General features: G+C 50.2%; 16 protein-coding genes. 14 read left to right on the top strand and 2 right to left on the bottom strand.

What is annotated here, in order from left to right; translation table 11 throughout:
* Positions 1-233 precede the first annotated feature (233 nt).
* From pfkB to ACLTD4_RS03580, 4 genes are all read left to right on the top strand, one after another.
* On the top strand, positions 234-1,139 hold the full coding sequence (gene pfkB / locus ACLTD4_RS03565; RefSeq protein WP_117621582.1) for a 1-phosphofructokinase: 906 nt from the start codon (positions 234-236) through the stop codon (positions 1,137-1,139).
* 13 nt (positions 1,140-1,152) lie between these two features.
* Complete coding sequence (locus ACLTD4_RS03570) at positions 1,153-3,108, top strand: fructose-specific PTS transporter subunit EIIC (RefSeq protein ID WP_117621583.1); 1,956 nt, start codon at positions 1,153-1,155, stop codon at positions 3,106-3,108.
* 381 nt (positions 3,109-3,489) lie between these two features.
* Complete coding sequence (locus ACLTD4_RS03575; protein ID WP_117621717.1) at positions 3,490-4,623, top strand: metallophosphoesterase; 1,134 nt, start codon at positions 3,490-3,492, stop codon at positions 4,621-4,623.
* A gap of 18 nt (positions 4,624-4,641) precedes the next feature.
* Complete coding sequence (locus tag ACLTD4_RS03580; RefSeq protein ID WP_117621584.1) at positions 4,642-5,547, top strand: DUF4037 domain-containing protein; 906 nt, start codon at positions 4,642-4,644, stop codon at positions 5,545-5,547.
* A gap of 104 nt (positions 5,548-5,651) precedes the next feature.
* On the opposite strand, the gene ACLTD4_RS03585 is transcribed toward ACLTD4_RS03580, so the two are convergent.
* Positions 5,652-6,410, bottom strand: coding sequence for a DUF305 domain-containing protein (locus ACLTD4_RS03585; protein WP_117621585.1), 759 nt, complete (start codon positions 6,408-6,410; stop codon positions 5,652-5,654).
* A 134-nt stretch (positions 6,411-6,544) separates the two neighbouring features.
* Between ACLTD4_RS03585 and ACLTD4_RS03590 the strand changes: the two genes are divergently transcribed.
* The 7 genes from ACLTD4_RS03590 (at position 6,545) to ACLTD4_RS03620 (ending at position 13,100) form a co-directional block, all read left to right on the top strand.
* On the top strand, positions 6,545-7,417 hold the full coding sequence (locus tag ACLTD4_RS03590; protein ID WP_117621586.1) for an aminoglycoside 6-adenylyltransferase: 873 nt from the start codon (positions 6,545-6,547) through the stop codon (positions 7,415-7,417).
* Positions 7,418-7,855: 438 nt separating this feature from the next.
* Positions 7,856-8,848: a transposase gene (locus ACLTD4_RS03595; RefSeq protein ID WP_117621587.1), complete on the top strand. Its 993-nt coding sequence runs from the start codon at positions 7,856-7,858 to the stop codon at positions 8,846-8,848.
* 38 nt (positions 8,849-8,886) lie between these two features.
* Positions 8,887-9,906 carry a Gfo/Idh/MocA family protein gene (locus ACLTD4_RS03600; RefSeq protein WP_243009700.1) on the top strand — a complete coding sequence of 340 codons (1,020 nt, stop codon included), beginning with the start codon at positions 8,887-8,889 and terminating at the stop codon, positions 9,904-9,906.
* Between the two features lie 24 nt (positions 9,907-9,930).
* Positions 9,931-10,623 carry an HAD family hydrolase gene (locus ACLTD4_RS03605; RefSeq protein ID WP_117621588.1) on the top strand — a complete coding sequence of 231 codons (693 nt, stop codon included), beginning with the start codon at positions 9,931-9,933 and terminating at the stop codon, positions 10,621-10,623.
* Positions 10,624-10,858: 235 nt separating this feature from the next.
* The gene (locus ACLTD4_RS03610) at positions 10,859-11,881 is read left to right on the top strand and encodes an LCP family protein (RefSeq protein ID WP_242354419.1); all 1,023 of its coding nucleotides are present in this window, start codon (positions 10,859-10,861) and stop codon (positions 11,879-11,881) included.
* Positions 11,882-12,056: 175 nt separating this feature from the next.
* Positions 12,057-12,656 carry a DUF3793 family protein gene (locus tag ACLTD4_RS03615; protein WP_055657052.1) on the top strand — a complete coding sequence of 200 codons (600 nt, stop codon included), beginning with the start codon at positions 12,057-12,059 and terminating at the stop codon, positions 12,654-12,656.
* Positions 12,657-12,659: 3 nt separating this feature from the next.
* The gene (locus ACLTD4_RS03620; RefSeq protein ID WP_055657054.1) at positions 12,660-13,100 is read left to right on the top strand and encodes a flavodoxin; all 441 of its coding nucleotides are present in this window, start codon (positions 12,660-12,662) and stop codon (positions 13,098-13,100) included.
* A 103-nt stretch (positions 13,101-13,203) separates the two neighbouring features.
* Here the strand turns inward: ACLTD4_RS03620 and ACLTD4_RS03625 are convergent, their stop codons facing one another.
* Positions 13,204-14,748, bottom strand: coding sequence for an alpha-amylase family glycosyl hydrolase (locus ACLTD4_RS03625; RefSeq protein WP_117621590.1), 1,545 nt, complete (start codon positions 14,746-14,748; stop codon positions 13,204-13,206).
* A gap of 164 nt (positions 14,749-14,912) precedes the next feature.
* On the opposite strand from ACLTD4_RS03625, the gene ACLTD4_RS03630 reads away from it, so the two are divergent.
* The 3 genes from ACLTD4_RS03630 to ACLTD4_RS03640 form a co-directional block, all read left to right on the top strand.
* Positions 14,913-15,857 (top strand): helix-turn-helix transcriptional regulator, encoded by a 945-nt coding sequence (locus ACLTD4_RS03630; protein WP_242354422.1) that lies wholly within the window; start codon positions 14,913-14,915, stop codon positions 15,855-15,857.
* A gap of 38 nt (positions 15,858-15,895) precedes the next feature.
* Positions 15,896-16,927, top strand: a complete 1,032-nt coding sequence (locus ACLTD4_RS03635) for a metal ABC transporter substrate-binding protein (protein ID WP_117621591.1) — start codon at positions 15,896-15,898, stop codon at positions 16,925-16,927.
* The coding region (locus ACLTD4_RS03640) for an ATP-binding cassette domain-containing protein (RefSeq protein ID WP_412331135.1) at positions 16,928-17,136 on the top strand (209 nt) is incomplete at its 3' end. It abuts the gene before it with no gap.

Genomic DNA, 17,136 nt, shown 5'->3' on the forward strand with positions numbered 1-17,136 from the left:
AAATGAAACAAACGATGATGCATGAAATCAGCAATTATTGGAAAAATACATAGTAAAAAAGTACAAAAAACACGCGGGGAAACGGGGAAAATGGACTGGGCATTTATGGAAATTGACGAAACTCTACAAGAAATAATATTTCTTGTGAAAATGTATTGACGAAAATACTAAATCATAATATAGTATAGCAGAGGGAAGAAATAAAATTTTATAATAATGAGGAGAGGTGACATATGATTTACACAGTGACATTTAATCCGGCTTTGGATTATGTAGTAAAAGTAAATCACTTCACGCTGGGAATGGTCAACAGAACCGTGCAGGAAGACATTTATTATGGGGGCAAGGGCATCAATGTATCGGCGGTACTGAAGACGCTGGGCTTTGGGAGTACCGCGCTCGGGTTTGTGGCCGGATTTACGGGAGACGAGATTGAACGGGGAGTGAAAAATCTGGGATTCCAGTCCGATTTTATCCGGGTGGAGAACGGTATGTCCAGAATCAACGTAAAGCTTAGATCGGAAGAGGAATCGGAGATCAACGGCACCGGCCCGGAGATTACCGAAGCGGATGTGGAAAAGCTTTTTGAAAAGCTTGAGAAGCTGAGGGCGGACGATGTCTTAGTCCTGTCGGGAAGCATCCCGCATTCCATCGACGACGGAATCTATGAGCGGATCATGGAGCGGTTAGACGGAAGGGGCATCCGCATCGTGGTGGATGCGACGAAGGATTTGCTGATGAATGTCCTTTCCTATCATCCATTTATGATTAAACCGAATAACCATGAGCTGGGCGAGATGTTCGGTACGGTGCCAAAGGATGAGGAGGAAATCATATATTACGCCAGACAGCTGCAGGAAAAGGGCGCGGTGAACGTGCTGGTCTCCATGGCGGGGGACGGAGCCGTCTTAATTGCTGAAAATGGAGCGGTATTTTCCATGGGAGTTCCAAAGGGAACGGTGAAGAATTCTGTGGGCGCCGGAGATTCCATGGTGGCGGGATTCATCGCCGGATATCTGGAAAATGGAAATTACGAGCACGCTTTAAGGCTTGGAAGTGCCTGCGGAAGCGCCAGCGCATTTTCCGAGGGGCTGGCCTGTAAGGAAGATATTATGAAACTTTATGAGGAATTACGATAGGAGGGGTTCTGAGATGAGAATAACGGAATTATTGAAAAAAGAAAGCATCGAGCTCGGTGTAAAAGTCTCTGGCAAGGAAGAGGCCATAGATAAGCTGATCGGTCTGATGGCGGCAGGCGGAAGGCTGAACGACAAAGCCGGCTATAAAGAAGGCATTCTGGCCCGCGAGGCGCTGGGTAGCACTGCGGTAGGGGAGGGGATTGCGATTCCTCACGCCAAGGTGGCCGCGGTTAAGGAGCCGGGACTGGCAGCCATGGTGGTGCCTGACGGCGTGGATTACGAAGCGTTTGACGGTTCTCTGGCCAATTTAATCTTCATGATTGCGGCGCCTGAGGGCGAAGCGGATGTTCATCTGGAAGCGCTGTCCCGTCTGTCCACGCTTCTTATGGATCCCGACTTTAAGAATGATTTGATCCATGCGGAGTCAAAAGAAGAGTTTTTAAAGCTGATCGACGACAAGGAATCCGAGCGCTATGAGAAGAAAGTGCGGAAAGAGGAGAAAAAAGCGGAGGATGCGGCGCCGAAGGTTCAGGAGCCTTTAAAGAGCGCAGCCGGATACCGTGTCCTTGCAGTGACCGCGTGTCCTACCGGTATCGCCCACACCTTTATGGCGGCTGAGAATCTGGAGCAGCTGGGAAAGAAGCTTGGTATTCCTGTAAAATCGGAGACCAATGGAGCCGAGGGTGCGGCCAACGTTCTGACAAAGGAAGAGATCGCCGCTGCCGACGGAATCATCATCGCGGCAGACAAGAATGTGGATATGGCCCGTTTTGATGGTAAACACGTAGTGAAGGCCTCTGTCTCCGACGGAATTCAAAAAGGTGAGGAACTGATTAAAAAGGCTGTGAGCGGCGAAGCTCCTGTCTACCACCATACAGGTGCCGCTGCTTCAGAGGAGGGCGGGGAGAGCGAGGGCATCGGCCACACCATTTATAAACATCTGATGAACGGCGTCTCTCATATGCTTCCGTTCGTGATCGGCGGCGGACTTTTAATCGCCCTGGCGTTCCTGTTCGATGATTATTCCATCAATCCGGCTAATTTTGGTAAGAATACACCGATAGCGGCCTATTTAAAGACGATCGGCGAGCAGGCATTTGGCATGATGCTTCCGGTTCTGGCCGGTTATATCGCCATGAGTATCGCGGACCGTCCCGGTCTGGCGGTTGGTTTCGTAGGCGGCATGGTGGCAAAGATGGGAGCCACGTTCATGAATCCGGCAGGCGGGGACGTGAACTCAGGATTTTTAGGCGCGCTTCTGGCTGGTTTTATCGGCGGTTATATTGTTGTCCTGTTAAAGAAAGTATTTAAAAAGCTTCCGAAATCTCTGGAAGGCATCAAACCGGTTCTCTTATATCCACTGCTGGGCATTTTCCTGGTCGCGGTGGCAACGACATTTATCAATCCGTTCGTTGGCGCGATCAATGACGGTCTGACTCATTTCTTAAACGGCATGGGCGGCACCAGCAAGGTGATCCTCGGAGCCGTTGTCGGCGGCATGATGTCCGTAGATATGGGCGGCCCGGTCAATAAGGCGGCATACGTGTTCGGCACGGCGCAGCTGGCGGAAGGAAACTTCGATATTATGGCAGCGGTTATGGCGGGCGGCATGGTTCCTCCCATTGCGATCGCATTGTGCAGCACATTTTTTAAGAAGAAATTTACGAAGAAGGAACGCCAGTCCGGTCTGGTAAACTATATCATGGGCCTGTCCTTTATATCCGAGGGCGCCATACCGTTTGCGGCATCAGATCCGCTGCGCGTGATTCCGTCCTGTATCATCGGTTCGGCCGTGGCAGGCGGGCTTTCCATGGCATTGAACTGTACGCTGCGCGCACCTCACGGCGGTATCTTCGTACTTCCGACGATCGGAAATCCGTTCGGCTATCTTGCCGCGGTTGTGATCGGATCGGTGGTTGGCTGTGTGATACTGGCAGCGCTTAAGAAGAATAAGGCTGGAGAAGAATAAGCCTGGAGAAGAATAAGCCTGGTAAAAAATCGAAAAGGGAAAGATCAGTTGGGTAAAACACTGGTTTTTCCCTTTTCAATTACAGTCTTGTTATTCCTTGCTTCACCATTTCCAATATTCTAATCTTTCCTGTCTTTATCCCGCGCAGCTTTCAAATGTTTCCCGTGCCATTTTGCCAGCAGGATGGTATAATTGACAGAAAAAGAGAGAAAACGGTCCTTTCATATCAGGAGGGATCGCGTGGGAAGGCAGGAGGAAGATGGCTGAATTTGAAGAAAACGGGAGCGGGTCCATTCGCTGCTTAAAGCAGTCCATCACAGGCAGTCCTTTCTGTTTTTTATGGTGGGATTAAGCGTAGAGATGGAGAAAGGAAATGAGAGAATGCTAACAATAAAGCGAGTGAGCCTGGATATTCCGCGGGGACGCCGGATTCTGGCGGTCAGCGATATCCACGGCCATGTTCATTTTTTGAAAAGGGTGCTGGAAAAGGCGGGGTTCTGTGAGGATGACGAGCTGATAATCGATGGTGATATCATTGAAAAGGGACCGTATTCCTTAGAAACGCTCCGTTATGTCATGGAGCTTGATAAAAAACGTAACGTCCATGTGATTTCGGGGAATGTGGATTCATGGCAGCTGGAGCTGATTGGAAGCCGCGAACCAGAGCGGACAAGGGCACTGGCGGAATTTATCCGAACGGCCAAGAAACGATGGGGAGGAAGTCTTTTTCTGGATTTCTGTGAGGAAATGGGGATGGGGCATCCACAGACGGAAGCGGAGACTGCCGCTGCCAGGGAAAAGGTGATAGTCCACGGGCAGGCGGAACTGAAATTTTTATCAGAGCTGCCTTCCATCGTGGAAGCGGGCAATTTTATCTTTGTTCACAGCGGCCTTCCTGAGCGGTGGGAGGAGATGGATGGGCAGGAGGCCACTCCGGTTCTGAAGTTCGATGACTTTCGGAACAGGGGCGGAAGCTTCGACCAGTGTGTGGTGGCAGGCCATTGGCCCGTCTGTCTTTACCGCCATGAGATGGCGGAATTCAACCCGTTTTTTGACCGGAACAAGAATATCATCAGCATCGACGGGGGCTGCGGCCTGAAGCGGGATGGACAGCTTAACTGCCTGATCATTCCGGATGCAGAGGGAACCATGGAAGAAGTCAGCTGGACCTCCTACGGGGGATTTCCGGAAATGACGGCTGTCGACAGCCAGCAGGAGAGGAAGGCCCAGATATCGGTCCAGTACACGGACAACCGTGTGGAACTTCTGCCGGAGCAGAGTCCGGGTGCGGGGCTGGTGCGCCTTCGCCACCTGACCACGGATACCGTGCTTGACGTACCGGAAGACTATTTATATGAGCGGGATGGGACGCTCCGGTGTGATGATTTCTGTGACTATCATATGGAAGTAAAGGCAGGAGAGCGGGTGGAACTGGTGGAAACTGGCGCCATGGGAAGCCTCATTAAGAAGAACGGGGTCAGCAGCTGGTATCACGGAAGGCTGGAGCCGGTATAGAATAGGGGAGTAAACAATATGAGCGAAGCTGGTAAGAATCAAAGGGAAGGCGAAACCACGATCACTGAAACCACGATCAACGAAACCAGGGTACTGTCCGGCGCTCCTGTGATTGAAAGGGACGTAACCGCACTTCTGGAAGAGATATCCTTGTGCCCGGAAACGGCAGCGGTGGCGGTGGGCGGCTCCAGGGCTACGGGAAAGGCCGATAAGAAGTCGGATTACGATATCTATGTGTATGTGGAAATGGAGATAGCAAAAGAGCGGCGTAAGAGTATCCTGGAAAAGTACTGCGGCGTCATGGAGATAGGAAATCACTATTGGGAGTCAGAGGACAACTGCACGCTGAACAATGGTGTGGACATTGATATTATTTATCGGAAGCTTCAGGATTTTGAGGGAGATGTGGCAGCGGTTGTGGAGCAGAGCCGGGCTTCCAACGGCTACACTACCTGTATGTGGCATAATCTTGCCACGTGCAGGATCCTGTATGACAGGGACGGAGCACTGGAAGCTATGAAGAAGCGCTTTGATGTCCCCTATCCGGAGGCGTTGAGGACTGCAATCATTCGGAAGAACAGAGCCCTGCTAAGCGGCGTGCTCCCGTCTTACGATGCACAGATACGGAAGGTAGCGTCCAGGAGAGACCTTGTCAGCATCAATCACAGGACAACGGAATTTCTGGCCAGCTACTTCGATATTATTTTCGCCATGAACAGGCAGACCCATCCGGGGGAGAAACGGCTCGTGAGTCTCTGCAAAGACAGATGCGAAAATTTGCCGGACCGGTTTGAGGAAAATCTGAACCATTTATTTTCCGTTATGTACGATCCTGATGGGGCTGTCAATGATGTGATCGCCTGTATGCTGATAGAACTGGACCAGGCTTTGCTGAAAGCAGAAAATGGGAAGCCGTATATATAGACCACAGACGAATCCGGGAAAATTAAAAATCCCGGGCGGCGCTGAATGCGTGCTCGGGATTATACGTTCCTGTGCTCTTTCTGGTGTGTCCCATCTATTTTAAATTAAGAGGTGAATTCCTTCATTTCTTCGATCTCTTTTTCCTGAGCATCGATGATGTTCTGGGCGAGAGTCCTGATCTCCTCGTAATTGGTGTACTCGAGGATGGATTTGGCCATGTCAACCGCCATCTGGTGATGCATGATCATGCCCTCGGCAAATGCATGATCGAGGCTGTCGGTGCCGGACTTACTCATGGAATGGTCATGCTCCAGCATCTTGTCGTATTCGTCTAAATATGCGCTTTCCTGGTCTGCATCGTTGTGGCCTTCCGCCTCATACTTTTTGATCAGATCCTTCATCTGCTGAATCTCTTCTGTCTGAGTGGTTTTGATGTTTTCGGCCAGTTTTTTCAGCTTTTCATTGCTTCCGCCGTATTCGAGGTAGCTGTCGGCCATATCGATGGCGGACTCATGATGAGGAATCATGCCGTTTAAAAAGTCGATGGATGCATTTCCTGTCTTGGGGATGTTCTCCATGTCATGCATCATGTCCATCATGATCTCATCCTGGCGTTGTAAGTAGCGGTTGGTGTCGTCGTCAGAGGCTGCGTCACTGCCGCCGTGACCGCTATGGTCCATACTGTTTTTACTTTCCGCCGAACCGGACGACTGTTCCCCGGTCTGGCTGCTGCTTTCCATCTCCGTCGGTGCGGGTGGAATCGGCGCTTTTTTTCTGCTTCCGGCCGCGGCAAAGGCGGCTATTGCAAGGATAACGATGGCGGCAATGATTCCAGTCGCCCAGTATTTCATATTTTTGTTCATAATCCCATTTCCTCCATTTCTTATCGGTAATCTTAGTATGAGGTAGTCATGATAGGTTTATGCACGATGGAAAATCTAATCTTGTACAGGAATGGATGCTCTGGTAAAATAAGGATAAAAAGGAGGCGTCTTCTATGCGAACAGAACAGGAAATGTATACAATGATAATCAATACGGCAAAGGCAGACGACCGCATTCTCGCCGTTTATATGAATGGATCCCGGGTGAATCCGGAGGCGGAAAGGGATATTTTTCAGGATTATGATATCGCCTTCGTCGTGAAGGAGACGGAAAGCTTTCGGAGGGACAGAACGTGGATCGACCGGTTTGGAGACCGCCTTTACATGCAGTATCCGGAGGAGAACGACGAGTTTCCCTCGGATGTGGAAAACTGCTACGGATGGCTCATGCAGTTTGCCGATGGAAACCGCCTCGACCTTCATGTACAGACGCTTTCCTACTCCCTGCAGATGATGGAGGAGGACCGGATGTTTCGGATTTTGTATGATAAGGCTGGCTGTCTGTCTGAAGCGCCGGAACCGACGGCGGAGCAATACCGGGTGCAACGGCCGGAGGAGAGCCAGTTTCTCTTTGTCTGCAATGAATCCTGGTGGTGCCTGAACAATGTAGCGAAGGGACTGTGGAGAAAAGAGGTGCCGTATGCGCAGGACATAGTGAACCTCCATGTGCGCCCCCAGCTCATTACGCTTCTGTCCTGGAAGGCAGGGATTCGGACGAATTTTACCTGCAGTGCGGGGAAATCAGGAAAGTATCTGTACCGCAGCTTATCACAGGAGGACTGGGACCGGCTGATCCGGACGTACGCGGGCGGCAGGCTGGATGAGATGTGGGAGGCGGCCGATGCCATGTGCGTGCTGTTTCATGAGACCGCCCTGGCGGTGGCAGAACAGCTGGGATTTCGGTACGATGTGAAGGAAGCGGAGGCGAGTCTGGGCTTTTTCCGCCATGTTAAGGGACTGCCGGAGGATGCGAACGAGGTTTTGTGAGTTTGTAAGTTTTATAGGAATACAAGTGATTTTCCGCTGCTGAATAAGGCTTTTGTCTGATCTGAACTTATAATCAGAGCGGAAAATCTTCCTGCTTTTTAACCTTGATATAATGATCATAGAGTCTGGCAGATATCAATGTTCACGATATCAAAGAATCGTTTTATATTTCTTGCAATTTCTAACCATATATGGTAATCTGTAACATACAACCAACAAGGTTACCGGTTTATTCAAATGATTCAAAATATTTTCGTTTATTCTTAGTAACGGCATATCGCCGGAGTAATTCCAAAAAGTAAAATTTAATATAGTAAGTTATAACGGCAGATTGCGTAAAATTGGCTCCTGTACTTGTATTTTACACAGTATTTTTATATAATCATACTGAAGGCCCCATAGCCTCTCTGCGTTGTAAAAGAAACAGGAGGTGTGCATATGGGGAAAAGAGATATTGCATTAGCCAGGTATTTTGAAGACGAGGACCGGTATGCGGATTTGATTAATGGTTTTGTGTTTCGTGGCGAACCAGTTATATCCGGCGAGAATATTTTAGATAAAAATACTCGGATAACAGGGATTCTCGGAAATCTTAAAAAGCGGTTTGCAGTTCAAAAATATCGAGATGTGGTAAAAAGAGTTGTTCTTGGAGTGAATTTTGTAGTAATAGCGTTAGAACATCAGGATCAGATTCACTACAGTATGCCAGTGCGTGTAATGCTTGAGGACGCAGCCGGATATGATGAGCAGATGAGGAGAATCCAGAAGAAGAACCAAAGGGTTAAGGGGCTGGATAAGGGGGAGTTTCTTGGCAGTTTCAGGAAGGAAGACAGGTTAAACGCTGTTTTTACCATTGTTCTGTACTACGGTGAGAAAACATGGGATGGTGCAAAGGACCTTTATTCGCTTATTAATTTCGATGAAGTTCCGGAAATGCTGAAAGATCTGTTTAACAACTATCGTCTTCATGTTCTGGAGGTCAGACGTTTTAAAGATATCGACCAGTTTAACACTGATTTGAGGGAAGTATTCGGATTTATTGGCTTTTCCGCAGATAAAACTGCGGTACGTAATTATGTCGCAGAAAATCGGGACAGCTTTGAACAGCTGAGCGAAGATGCCTATGATGTAATTGCTGTCATGGCTCATTCGAAAGAACTGGAAGACGTAAAGGAAAGGTACAGAGAGAAAGGCGGGAAGATTAATATGTGTGAAGCCATTCGGGGAATGATTGAAGACGGCAGACTTGAGGGAAGGCGAGAGGGTAAACTTGAGGGAAGGCGTGAAGGTGAATTAAAGGCAAAGCAGATTGTTGCCAGAAATATGTATTTACGTGGAATGTCAGAGGAGGATACAGCCGGCCTGTGCGAGGAAGATATAGAATTGGTAAGACAATGGTTCCGTAAGTGGAGAAAACAGGACACGCGGTAACGCAGAGCATTAAATTTTTCAGTAAGGAGGCATAAATTATGAAAACATACAATTGGGGAATCATAGGAACCGGATTAATTGCGCGGGAGATGGCGTCGGCCCTGACTGCGTGCCGCGGCGCCGTCTATGGTGTCTGCGGAACGAGCAGAGAGAAGGCGGAGCGCTTTGCGGCGGAGAACGGGGTTCTTCACGCGTATACGGATGCAGATGCACTGCTTTCGGATGCAAATGTGGATATTGTATACATAGCAACGCCTCACAACATGCATTTTGAATTCATCAGGCGGTCGGTCCTGGCTGGAAAACATGTTCTCTGCGAGAAGGCCATTACGGTGTCGTCCGCGGAGATGGAGGAAGCGGCTGCGCTGGCTGAGGAAAAGGGTGTGGTGGTAATGGAGGCCATGACGATTTTCCATATGCCTCTCTATAAAAAGCTTAAGGAGATCGTAGCTTCGGGGGCAATTGGGCCGGTGAAGACGATTTCCGTCAATTTTGGAAGCTGTAAGCCTTACGATGTGACCAGCCGGTTCTTTTGTAAAGACCTGGCCGGGGGAGCGCTTCTCGATATCGGAACGTACGCCGTGTCCTTTGCCAGGTATTTTCTGGATGAGAGACCGGATACCGTTCTGTCTGCCGTGAAGCGATTCGAGACCGGAGTGGACGAACAGTCCGGAATCGTGTTCATGGGCGAGAACGGACAGATGGCGGTTATCGCGCTCTCCATGAGAGCCAAGCAGCCAAAACGCGGCGTGGTAGCCGGAGAACTGGGATATATCGAGGTCGCGGAGTATCCGAGGGCGGACCGCGCGGCCATCGTCTATACGGCAGACGGACGGAGAGAGGAGATCGCCTGCGGCGACAGCAAGAAGGCGCTGGAATACGAGGTGGAGGATATGGAAAAAGCCGTGTCAGGGCACCTTGTGTCAGAGAGCATGGTCCTTTCCAGGGATGTTATGTGGCTTTTAAGCAGTGTGCAGAAGCAGTGGGAAGAGCAGGACGAAGAGCAGGACGAACAGCAGGACAAACAGCAGGACGAACAGGCTGGAACACAGAAGTAAGGACAGAATATGGAGGACAAAATCATGTATCAGTGCTGTATTTTTGATTTGGATGGAACGATTATCAATACACTGCATTCTTTAAAGAAGACGGTGAATGAGACGATAAAACAGTTTGGCTACGGCCCTATTGATGAGTATCACGTCAGGTATTTCGTAGGAGACGGTTATAAGAAGCTGGTGGAACGGACGCTGGTTTACTGTGGGGACACAGAGCTTACGCATTACGGGGAGGCGCTGACGGTCTACGACGAGATGTTCAAGAAATACTGTTTATATCAGATGGAACCGTATGCAGGGATGCCGGATTTTTTAAAGATGCTGAAGAAAAAGGGAATCAGGATCGCGGTGGTGACAAACAAAGCCCATGACCGCGCTGTCGAGTGTGTGGAGACCGTCTATGGTCCTGGCTTTTTCGATAAGATAACCGGCGAGGGAAAGGGCATGAAGTGTAAGCCGGACCCCGAGGGCGCCCTTAAGACGGCGGAGGAATTCCATGTGGAGCCGTCGGAATGCCTCTACTTTGGAGATACGAACACCGACATGAAGACGGGAATCAACGCAGGCATGGACACCGTGGGTGTTCTGTGGGGATTCCGGGACAGGGCAGAGCTGGAAGCATTTAAGCCGAAATACATCATCAGCCATCCGGATGAAATCAGATCCCTGTTTAACGAAACAAACGAGAATTCCCCCGCCTCTGCAGGGGAAAAATGAAACAAATAAACAATGAATAAAATTGAAAAAAGACAGGAAACTAAAGAGAGATGCTCTGAGCTGAAAGAGAGGTCTCTCTTTTTTGCTGCATAGGGAAGCTTTTTCTGTGCATCAAAAAAAGTCTCCTGGGACGGCACGTTGCGCTTTACCGGGCGTCTTGTTTCGGTGAAAACGTCTGGCCAGCCGGCTCAGAAACGATATTTTACGGGATAACTCATCAATCCAAGGAGGAAACATGGCAAAACACTGGAAATGGGGATTTGTGATACTGGCCGCTGTATGGGCCGCACTTTTCGGAAACATGCTGGGGTATGCCTGGAATGTGACGCATCGGGAGGAGCCAATACCTGAGGTGCCAATGGAACAGATCCAGAATACGAATATAAGCGAGGTGGCTCAGGAGACGATGGACCGGTTCTGGACGGTGGCCGTGTTTGGGGTGGATTCCAGAGAGGGAAAGCTTGGAAAAGGCACACGGTCCGATATGGAGATGGTATTAAATATCAATCTGGAGACCGGAGAAATCCGAATGGTGTCGGTTTACCGGGATACCTACGTAAAGATTGATGAAAAGAATAAATACGATAAGATCAATCAGGCCTATTTTGAAGGCGGTCCGGCTCAGGCCATTTGGGCGCTGAGCGAAAATATGGACTTAAATATCGACGATTACGTTTCCTTCAGCTGGAAGGCCGTGGCAGATGCGATTAACCTGTTAGGAGGGATCGACGTGGAGATCAGTCCGGAGGAGTTTAAGGTCATCAATGGCTTTATTACAGAGACCGTGGAGTCCACAGGAGTCGGTTCCCACCATTTAAAGAAGTCGGGAATGAACCATTTGGATGGGGTGCAGGCCGTAGCGTATGCAAGGTTGCGGAAGATGGATACGGATTTTATGAGGACAAAACGGCAGCGGCTGGTGGCGGAGCTGGTGTTGGAGAAGTTAAAGCAGGCCGATTTGGGAACTGTGCGTCAGCTGGCATTTTCCATACTCCCTTCCGTATCCTCCAGCGTGGGGATGAAGGATATTCTCTCCCTGGCGGGCACTGTGTCGAAATTCCATTTAACGGAGACCGAGGGTTTCCCATTTGAGCTGAAGGATGCGATGGTGGGAAAGAAGGACTGCGTCATACCGGTCACTCTGAGAGACAATGTAATCCGTCTTCACCAGTTTTTATTTGACGAGGAGGATTATGTGCCGTCGCAGCAGGTGGAGGAGATCAGTGAGCAGATCGAGCTTCACACCAGAAAAAGGTAAGTGTTCAGCCTCCGCTTCCGCAAAAACCATAAAAAGTAAAAAAACACTTGAAAAAACAGTTAGCATATGCTAATCTATATAAAGTTAGCGATAACTAACTTATGGCTTTCAAAAATCTGGATAGATAAAATAAGTTTGCTCCGGGGATAATGAGAAAGTGGAAGGAGTGAAACGGATGTCAACAGACGCAATTATGTCATATATTTCAGAGTGCAGCCACGCAGGAAGGCTGGAGTTTCAGGTTTCCATCCAGTGCGCCCCCGTATTAAAGGGAATTAAGGCGTCTAATCTTGTGACCATGGCAAAGGGATCGCTGCAAACCGTAAGAAGCGCCCTTGCAGGCACAGAAATTACTGCGGTCATGCTGGCAGCCGGCGACAGGACAGAGGTTCTGTTTCTGTACCGCTTCCCCATGCTGAAAGCACTTCTGGCAAATAAGGAAATCAGAAAATTTTTAAAATCCTGCGGATATGTGCAGTTTGATCTGGCTTCCATTCTCATGGGATTAAAACGCAAATATACCGCGTATCTGGCCGGCAGCGGAGAATTTCCGCACGAACTGGGCGTTCTGCTGGAATATCCGGTCGAGGATGTCAAGGATTTTATCCGTTACAACGGAGAGAAATTCCTGTTTACCGGTTACTGGAAAGTATATCACAATCCTGCGCAGGCCAGGCTTAAATTTACCCGGTATGACCGGGCGAGAGAGGCCGCCATGCAGCAGATCATAAATGGAAGCCGCCTGTATGAAGTGGCGGTAAGAAAAGGAGAATAAAACATGAGCGATATTTATGTAGTATATTTTAGTTCAACAGGAAATACAGAGGAAATGGCAAAGCATGTTGCAGACGGAATCGAGAGAAAGGGTGGAAACCCGGTACTTACAGAGATTGGAAGCGCAGATCCGGATCACTTAAAGGAGGCTTCCGCCTTTGCGCTCGGCTGTCCTGCCTGCGGCGCAGAGGAACTGGATGAGAGCATGGAGTCCTTAATCGAGGAGATATCCGGTTCTCTGGAAGGCAAGCACGTCGGGCTGTTCGGCTCCTACGGATGGGGCGGCGGCGACTGGATGCGCGAGTGGGAGAAGCGCATGGCGGAGCGCGGCGCGAAGATCGTCGGCGGTGAGGGCGTCATCGCTCTGGAATCCCCGGACGGAGACGCGGAGAAGCAGCTTAAGAACCTGGGTGAAGCGCTGGCGGAGCTTGGCGCTCAGGCTTAACCTGAGATTAAGATTAATGCCGCCGGACTTTATAGTTGGCCGGCAGGAATTGTTTCGTATAATTCCTGCCGGCCATTCTTTTAGGAGCATTTGGCAGTGCTTCCTACGGTGTATTTGGCTCCAGCACCAGAAATGACTGCGGTTCCAGAACGATTTGTCCGTTCTCCCATCTGCCGCTGCCGATGGAATAGATGGCAGACTTCTGACCGTCAGAAGGTACTGTGACCGTCTCGCCTGACGGATTGACCGCAACGGTCAGTGCGCCGCGGCGGTATACGAAGGGCATCACTCCCTTTTTGGCATAGAGCGGCTCAAATTCTGCGTCGGCCTGTAAATCTGCCCGATCATGGCGCAGGGCCAGCAGGGCTTTTACGGTGTGGAGCAGGGAATCCGGATTGGATTCCTGATTTTCTACGGTGGGCGCGTCGGGTGCTTCATCAACCGGGAGATAGAGGCTGTCTTTATCCGCATCGGAGAAGCCCGCGTTCTTTCCGCTGTTCCACTGCATTGGTGTGCGGGAACCGGTTCGGAAGTAGCCGCCTTCCTTTGTCGCCAGCTCTAAATAGCGCATTCCGATCTCATCGCCGTAATAGAGATAGGGAACGCCCGGCATGGTAAAAATGAACGCAAAGGCCAGCTTCAGCTCGGTCTCGTCCAGATTATAGCGGGGACGGAGCGTGTCGTGATTGCAGGTCAAAAGACAGAAGTAACCGTCCTCTTTCGAAGCTTCGTATTTGGGCAGGTAATCGTCTAAGAACCTTGTAATATCTCCGTGGCTGTCCTTTTTGAAGAAGCTGTGGTCCTCCTGGTTCTCATAGTCGCGCATCAGGGTGCTGTAGCCATTGCCGCGTCCATTTAAGAAGAAATCCATGTGGAAGCCTGCCTTCAGCGCGAGCCGCGGATTGCCCCATTCGGAGACCATGGCGGCTTCCGGATAGTCGCTGTCCAGCATGTTCCTGACGTCTCGCCAGATGGCACAGGTGCCGGTCTTTTCCTCATCGTCGTTCTTCACGAGAGAGGCGGCCATGTCCACACGGAAACCGTCACATCCCCGGTCGAGCCAGAAACGCATGACATCCTTCATGGCCTCTCTGGTGGCGGCACAGTCCGGATGATCGGTGGGAAGCTGCCACGGCTCCTTCGGATCTAAGAAGCCGTAGTTTAAGGCCGGCTGGCATTTGAAAAAGTTGAGTACATAGACGCCGCTGCGTTCACTCTCTCCGCCGATATACGGAAAGCCCTTGGCGCCCTCGAAACAGTGATTGGTCCAGATGTAGCGGTTGGAGTATTCGTTGGTCTCCGCCTTCTGGCTCATGGTAAACCACTCATGCTCCTCGGAGGTGTGGCCGGGAACGAGGTCCAGCAGCACGCGTATGCCCCTTTTGTGGGCCTCCTCAAACAGATGGTACAGATCTTCATTGGTTCCGTAACGGGGGGCTGCCTTCTTATAATCCCGGACATCGTAGCCCGCGTCCTTAAAGGGGGAGTCGAAACAGGGATTGATCCAAAGGGCATTGCAGCCCAAGTCCCTTATGTAGTCCAGCTTCCCGGTGATTCCCTGAAAATCCCCGATCCCATCCCCGTTGGTATCCTGAAATGACTGGGGATAAATTTCGTAAAATACTGCGTCTTTTAACCATTGCGGCATGACCATTTCCTCCTTTTAATGTAACAGTTCAGATGGCTTATCCATAATTCCTGTCTACGATGCTATTGACATCTGCTATATTGATAATATACTATAAAAAAGAAAGGAAATCTTGCAAAATAATACCGGATAGTAACACAATTCTATGATAATGGGGAGGATAAATGGAAATGGAGAGAACGGGGCTTAAGACTGGGAGCACAGGCGGCCGGATGCCGGACTATAAAGAGAAGACAAATCACGGGGATGCACTGATGCCGGTCCGCTATTACCACTGTTCCGTACCGAATTCGTACAGAAATCTCTCCCTGCACTGGCATGAGGAGATGGAGATCACCCTGATCCGGTCGGGGGCCATCTATTACGATATCGATTTTGAGACATTTTCGGTGGGGGAAGGGGATCTGCTTTTGATTTCTCCCCACATGCTCCATTCTGCCCATGAGATGCCGGGGAAGGACATGGTGTCGGACAGCCTTGTGTTTCATCTCGACTTCCTGGGCTACCAGGTTCCGGATGCCTGTACCCTGAAGTTCTTAAACCCGGTCCAGTCCGGGAAGCTGCGTTTCCTTCCGGTCGTGAAGCCGGGGACAGCTGGCTATGAGGAGATGAAGGCGTGTTTTGTCCTTCTTTTAAAATGCTTTAATGAGAAGCAGTATGGGTACGAGCTGTACACGAAGGAACTGCTTATGCGGTTTTTCCGCCTGCTGTACCAGTACGGATGTGCGGCGAAGCACGAGGGAAGCAACGGAGAATCCGGCGCCGAGGAGAAGTTAAAAGAGGTTCTTTCGTATATTCAGTCAAATTACAGGGAAACGTTAACCATAGAGGAGCTGGCATCGGTCTGCCATTTCAGCCAGACTCATTTTATGAATTTCTTTAAACGGTATGCAGGCATGACCTGCATAGAGTATATCAACCATTACCGGATCACCAGGGCGGCGGCCGACTTGGTGGAGACGGAACGGCAGGTGATGGATATTGCGCTGGAAAATGGCTTCCGGAACATTTCTTATTTTAATAAGGTATTTAAGGAACGGTTCGGAGTGACGCCGGGGAGCTACCGGAAAAACAGCCTGGAAAACCTTTCCCTGTCCTGTAAAATGTGATATACTATGCAGATGGAATCAGATTGGAGACGTAATGAATGAAGAAAAATAGAAGAATCCCGCGGAAGTTCTGCATCGGAACCGTGATTCTGGCTATGATTTTAACGGGATGTGCCGGACGGCAGATTCCCTCAGCGGAGCCGGAATCAGAGGGCGGGAAGCTGAATGTGGTGACAACGCTGTTTCCTTACTACGATTTTACCAGGCAGATTGCCGGTGAACATATTAACCTGACCATGGTGGTTCCGGCAGGAATGGACAGCCATTCCTTCGAGCCGACGCCGGCCGACATGATCACGATTCAGAACGCCGACGTGCTGATCTGCAACGGCGGAGCCATGGAACACTGGCTGGAGCGGGTCCTCTCGGCGGTTGATACCTCCCACATGGCCGTCATGACGGGGATGGATTACGTGGATACCGTTCAGGAGGAGATTGTGGAAGGCATGGAAGAGGAGGCGCATGGCCACGACCACGACCACAGCCACGATGACCTTTACAGCCATGAGCTGTATGACGACGACGGCCATGGGGAAGAGATCGAATACGACGAACATATCTGGACCTCGCCTGTGAACGCCATGAAGCTGGTGAAGGGCATCGAAGAGACCCTGGCTTTAGCAGATCCCGGGAACCGGGCGGCATATGAAGCGAATGCGGAAAGCTATCTGTTGAAGCTTGAGAAGCTGGATCAGGAGTTTCGTGACGTGACAGCCAATGAAAAGAGGAACATGATAATCGTGGGGGATAAGTTCCCTTACCGTTATTTTGCGGATGAGTATGGCTTGCGCTACAGGGCTGCATTTTCCGGATGCAGTACGGATACGGAGCCGAGCGCCAAAACCATCGCTTACCTCATCGATAAGATGAAGACAGAACAGATTCCGGTCATCTACTATCCGGAGCTGACCAGCCACCGGGTGGCGGAGATCATCTCCGAGGAAACGGGCGCAGAACCGCTCTTACTGCATTCCTGTCACAATGTGACCAGGAGGGAATTTGACAGCGGCGTGACCTACTTAGACTTAATGGAACAGAATGTGATTAATTTGAAAAAAGGACTGGAATAGATGAATTCATTGATACAATGCAGCCATGCGGATTTTGGCTATGAAAACCAGGATGCCGTGGTGGACGTCACCATGAAGGTGAATCCCGGTGATTACGTCTGCATCGTCGGAGAGAACGGTTCCGGAAAGAGCACCCTGATGAAGGGAATGCTGGGACTCTTAAAGCCGACGAAGGGCACCATATCCGTGTCGGATGAACTGAAAAAGAG

Source organism: Hungatella sp., from assembly GCF_046966825.1.

Excerpts from the sequence above, each read along its gene's own strand:
- ACLTD4_RS03615 (WP_055657052.1), top strand. The coding sequence starts at position 12,057 with ATGTCAACAGACGCAATTATGTCATATATTTCAGAGTGCAGCCACGCA.
- pfkB (WP_117621582.1), top strand. The coding sequence starts at position 234 with ATGATTTACACAGTGACATTTAATCCGGCTTTGGATTATGTAGTAAAA.
- ACLTD4_RS03610 (WP_242354419.1), top strand. The coding sequence starts at position 10,859 with ATGGCAAAACACTGGAAATGGGGATTTGTGATACTGGCCGCTGTATGG.
- ACLTD4_RS03590 (WP_117621586.1), top strand. The coding sequence starts at position 6,545 with ATGCGAACAGAACAGGAAATGTATACAATGATAATCAATACGGCAAAG.
- ACLTD4_RS03605 (WP_117621588.1), top strand. The coding sequence starts at position 9,931 with ATGTATCAGTGCTGTATTTTTGATTTGGATGGAACGATTATCAATACA.
- ACLTD4_RS03595 (WP_117621587.1), top strand. The coding sequence starts at position 7,856 with ATGGGGAAAAGAGATATTGCATTAGCCAGGTATTTTGAAGACGAGGAC.
- ACLTD4_RS03575 (WP_117621717.1), top strand. The coding sequence starts at position 3,490 with ATGCTAACAATAAAGCGAGTGAGCCTGGATATTCCGCGGGGACGCCGG.
- ACLTD4_RS03580 (WP_117621584.1), top strand. The coding sequence starts at position 4,642 with ATGAGCGAAGCTGGTAAGAATCAAAGGGAAGGCGAAACCACGATCACT.
- ACLTD4_RS03630 (WP_242354422.1), top strand. The coding sequence starts at position 14,913 with ATGGAAATGGAGAGAACGGGGCTTAAGACTGGGAGCACAGGCGGCCGG.
- ACLTD4_RS03600 (WP_243009700.1), top strand. The coding sequence starts at position 8,887 with ATGAAAACATACAATTGGGGAATCATAGGAACCGGATTAATTGCGCGG.
- ACLTD4_RS03585 (WP_117621585.1), bottom strand. The coding sequence starts at position 6,410 with ATGAACAAAAATATGAAATACTGGGCGACTGGAATCATTGCCGCCATC.
- ACLTD4_RS03635 (WP_117621591.1), top strand. The coding sequence starts at position 15,896 with ATGAAGAAAAATAGAAGAATCCCGCGGAAGTTCTGCATCGGAACCGTG.
- ACLTD4_RS03620 (WP_055657054.1), top strand. The coding sequence starts at position 12,660 with ATGAGCGATATTTATGTAGTATATTTTAGTTCAACAGGAAATACAGAG.
- ACLTD4_RS03570 (WP_117621583.1), top strand. The coding sequence starts at position 1,153 with ATGAGAATAACGGAATTATTGAAAAAAGAAAGCATCGAGCTCGGTGTA.
- ACLTD4_RS03625 (WP_117621590.1), bottom strand. The coding sequence starts at position 14,748 with ATGCCGCAATGGTTAAAAGACGCAGTATTTTACGAAATTTATCCCCAG.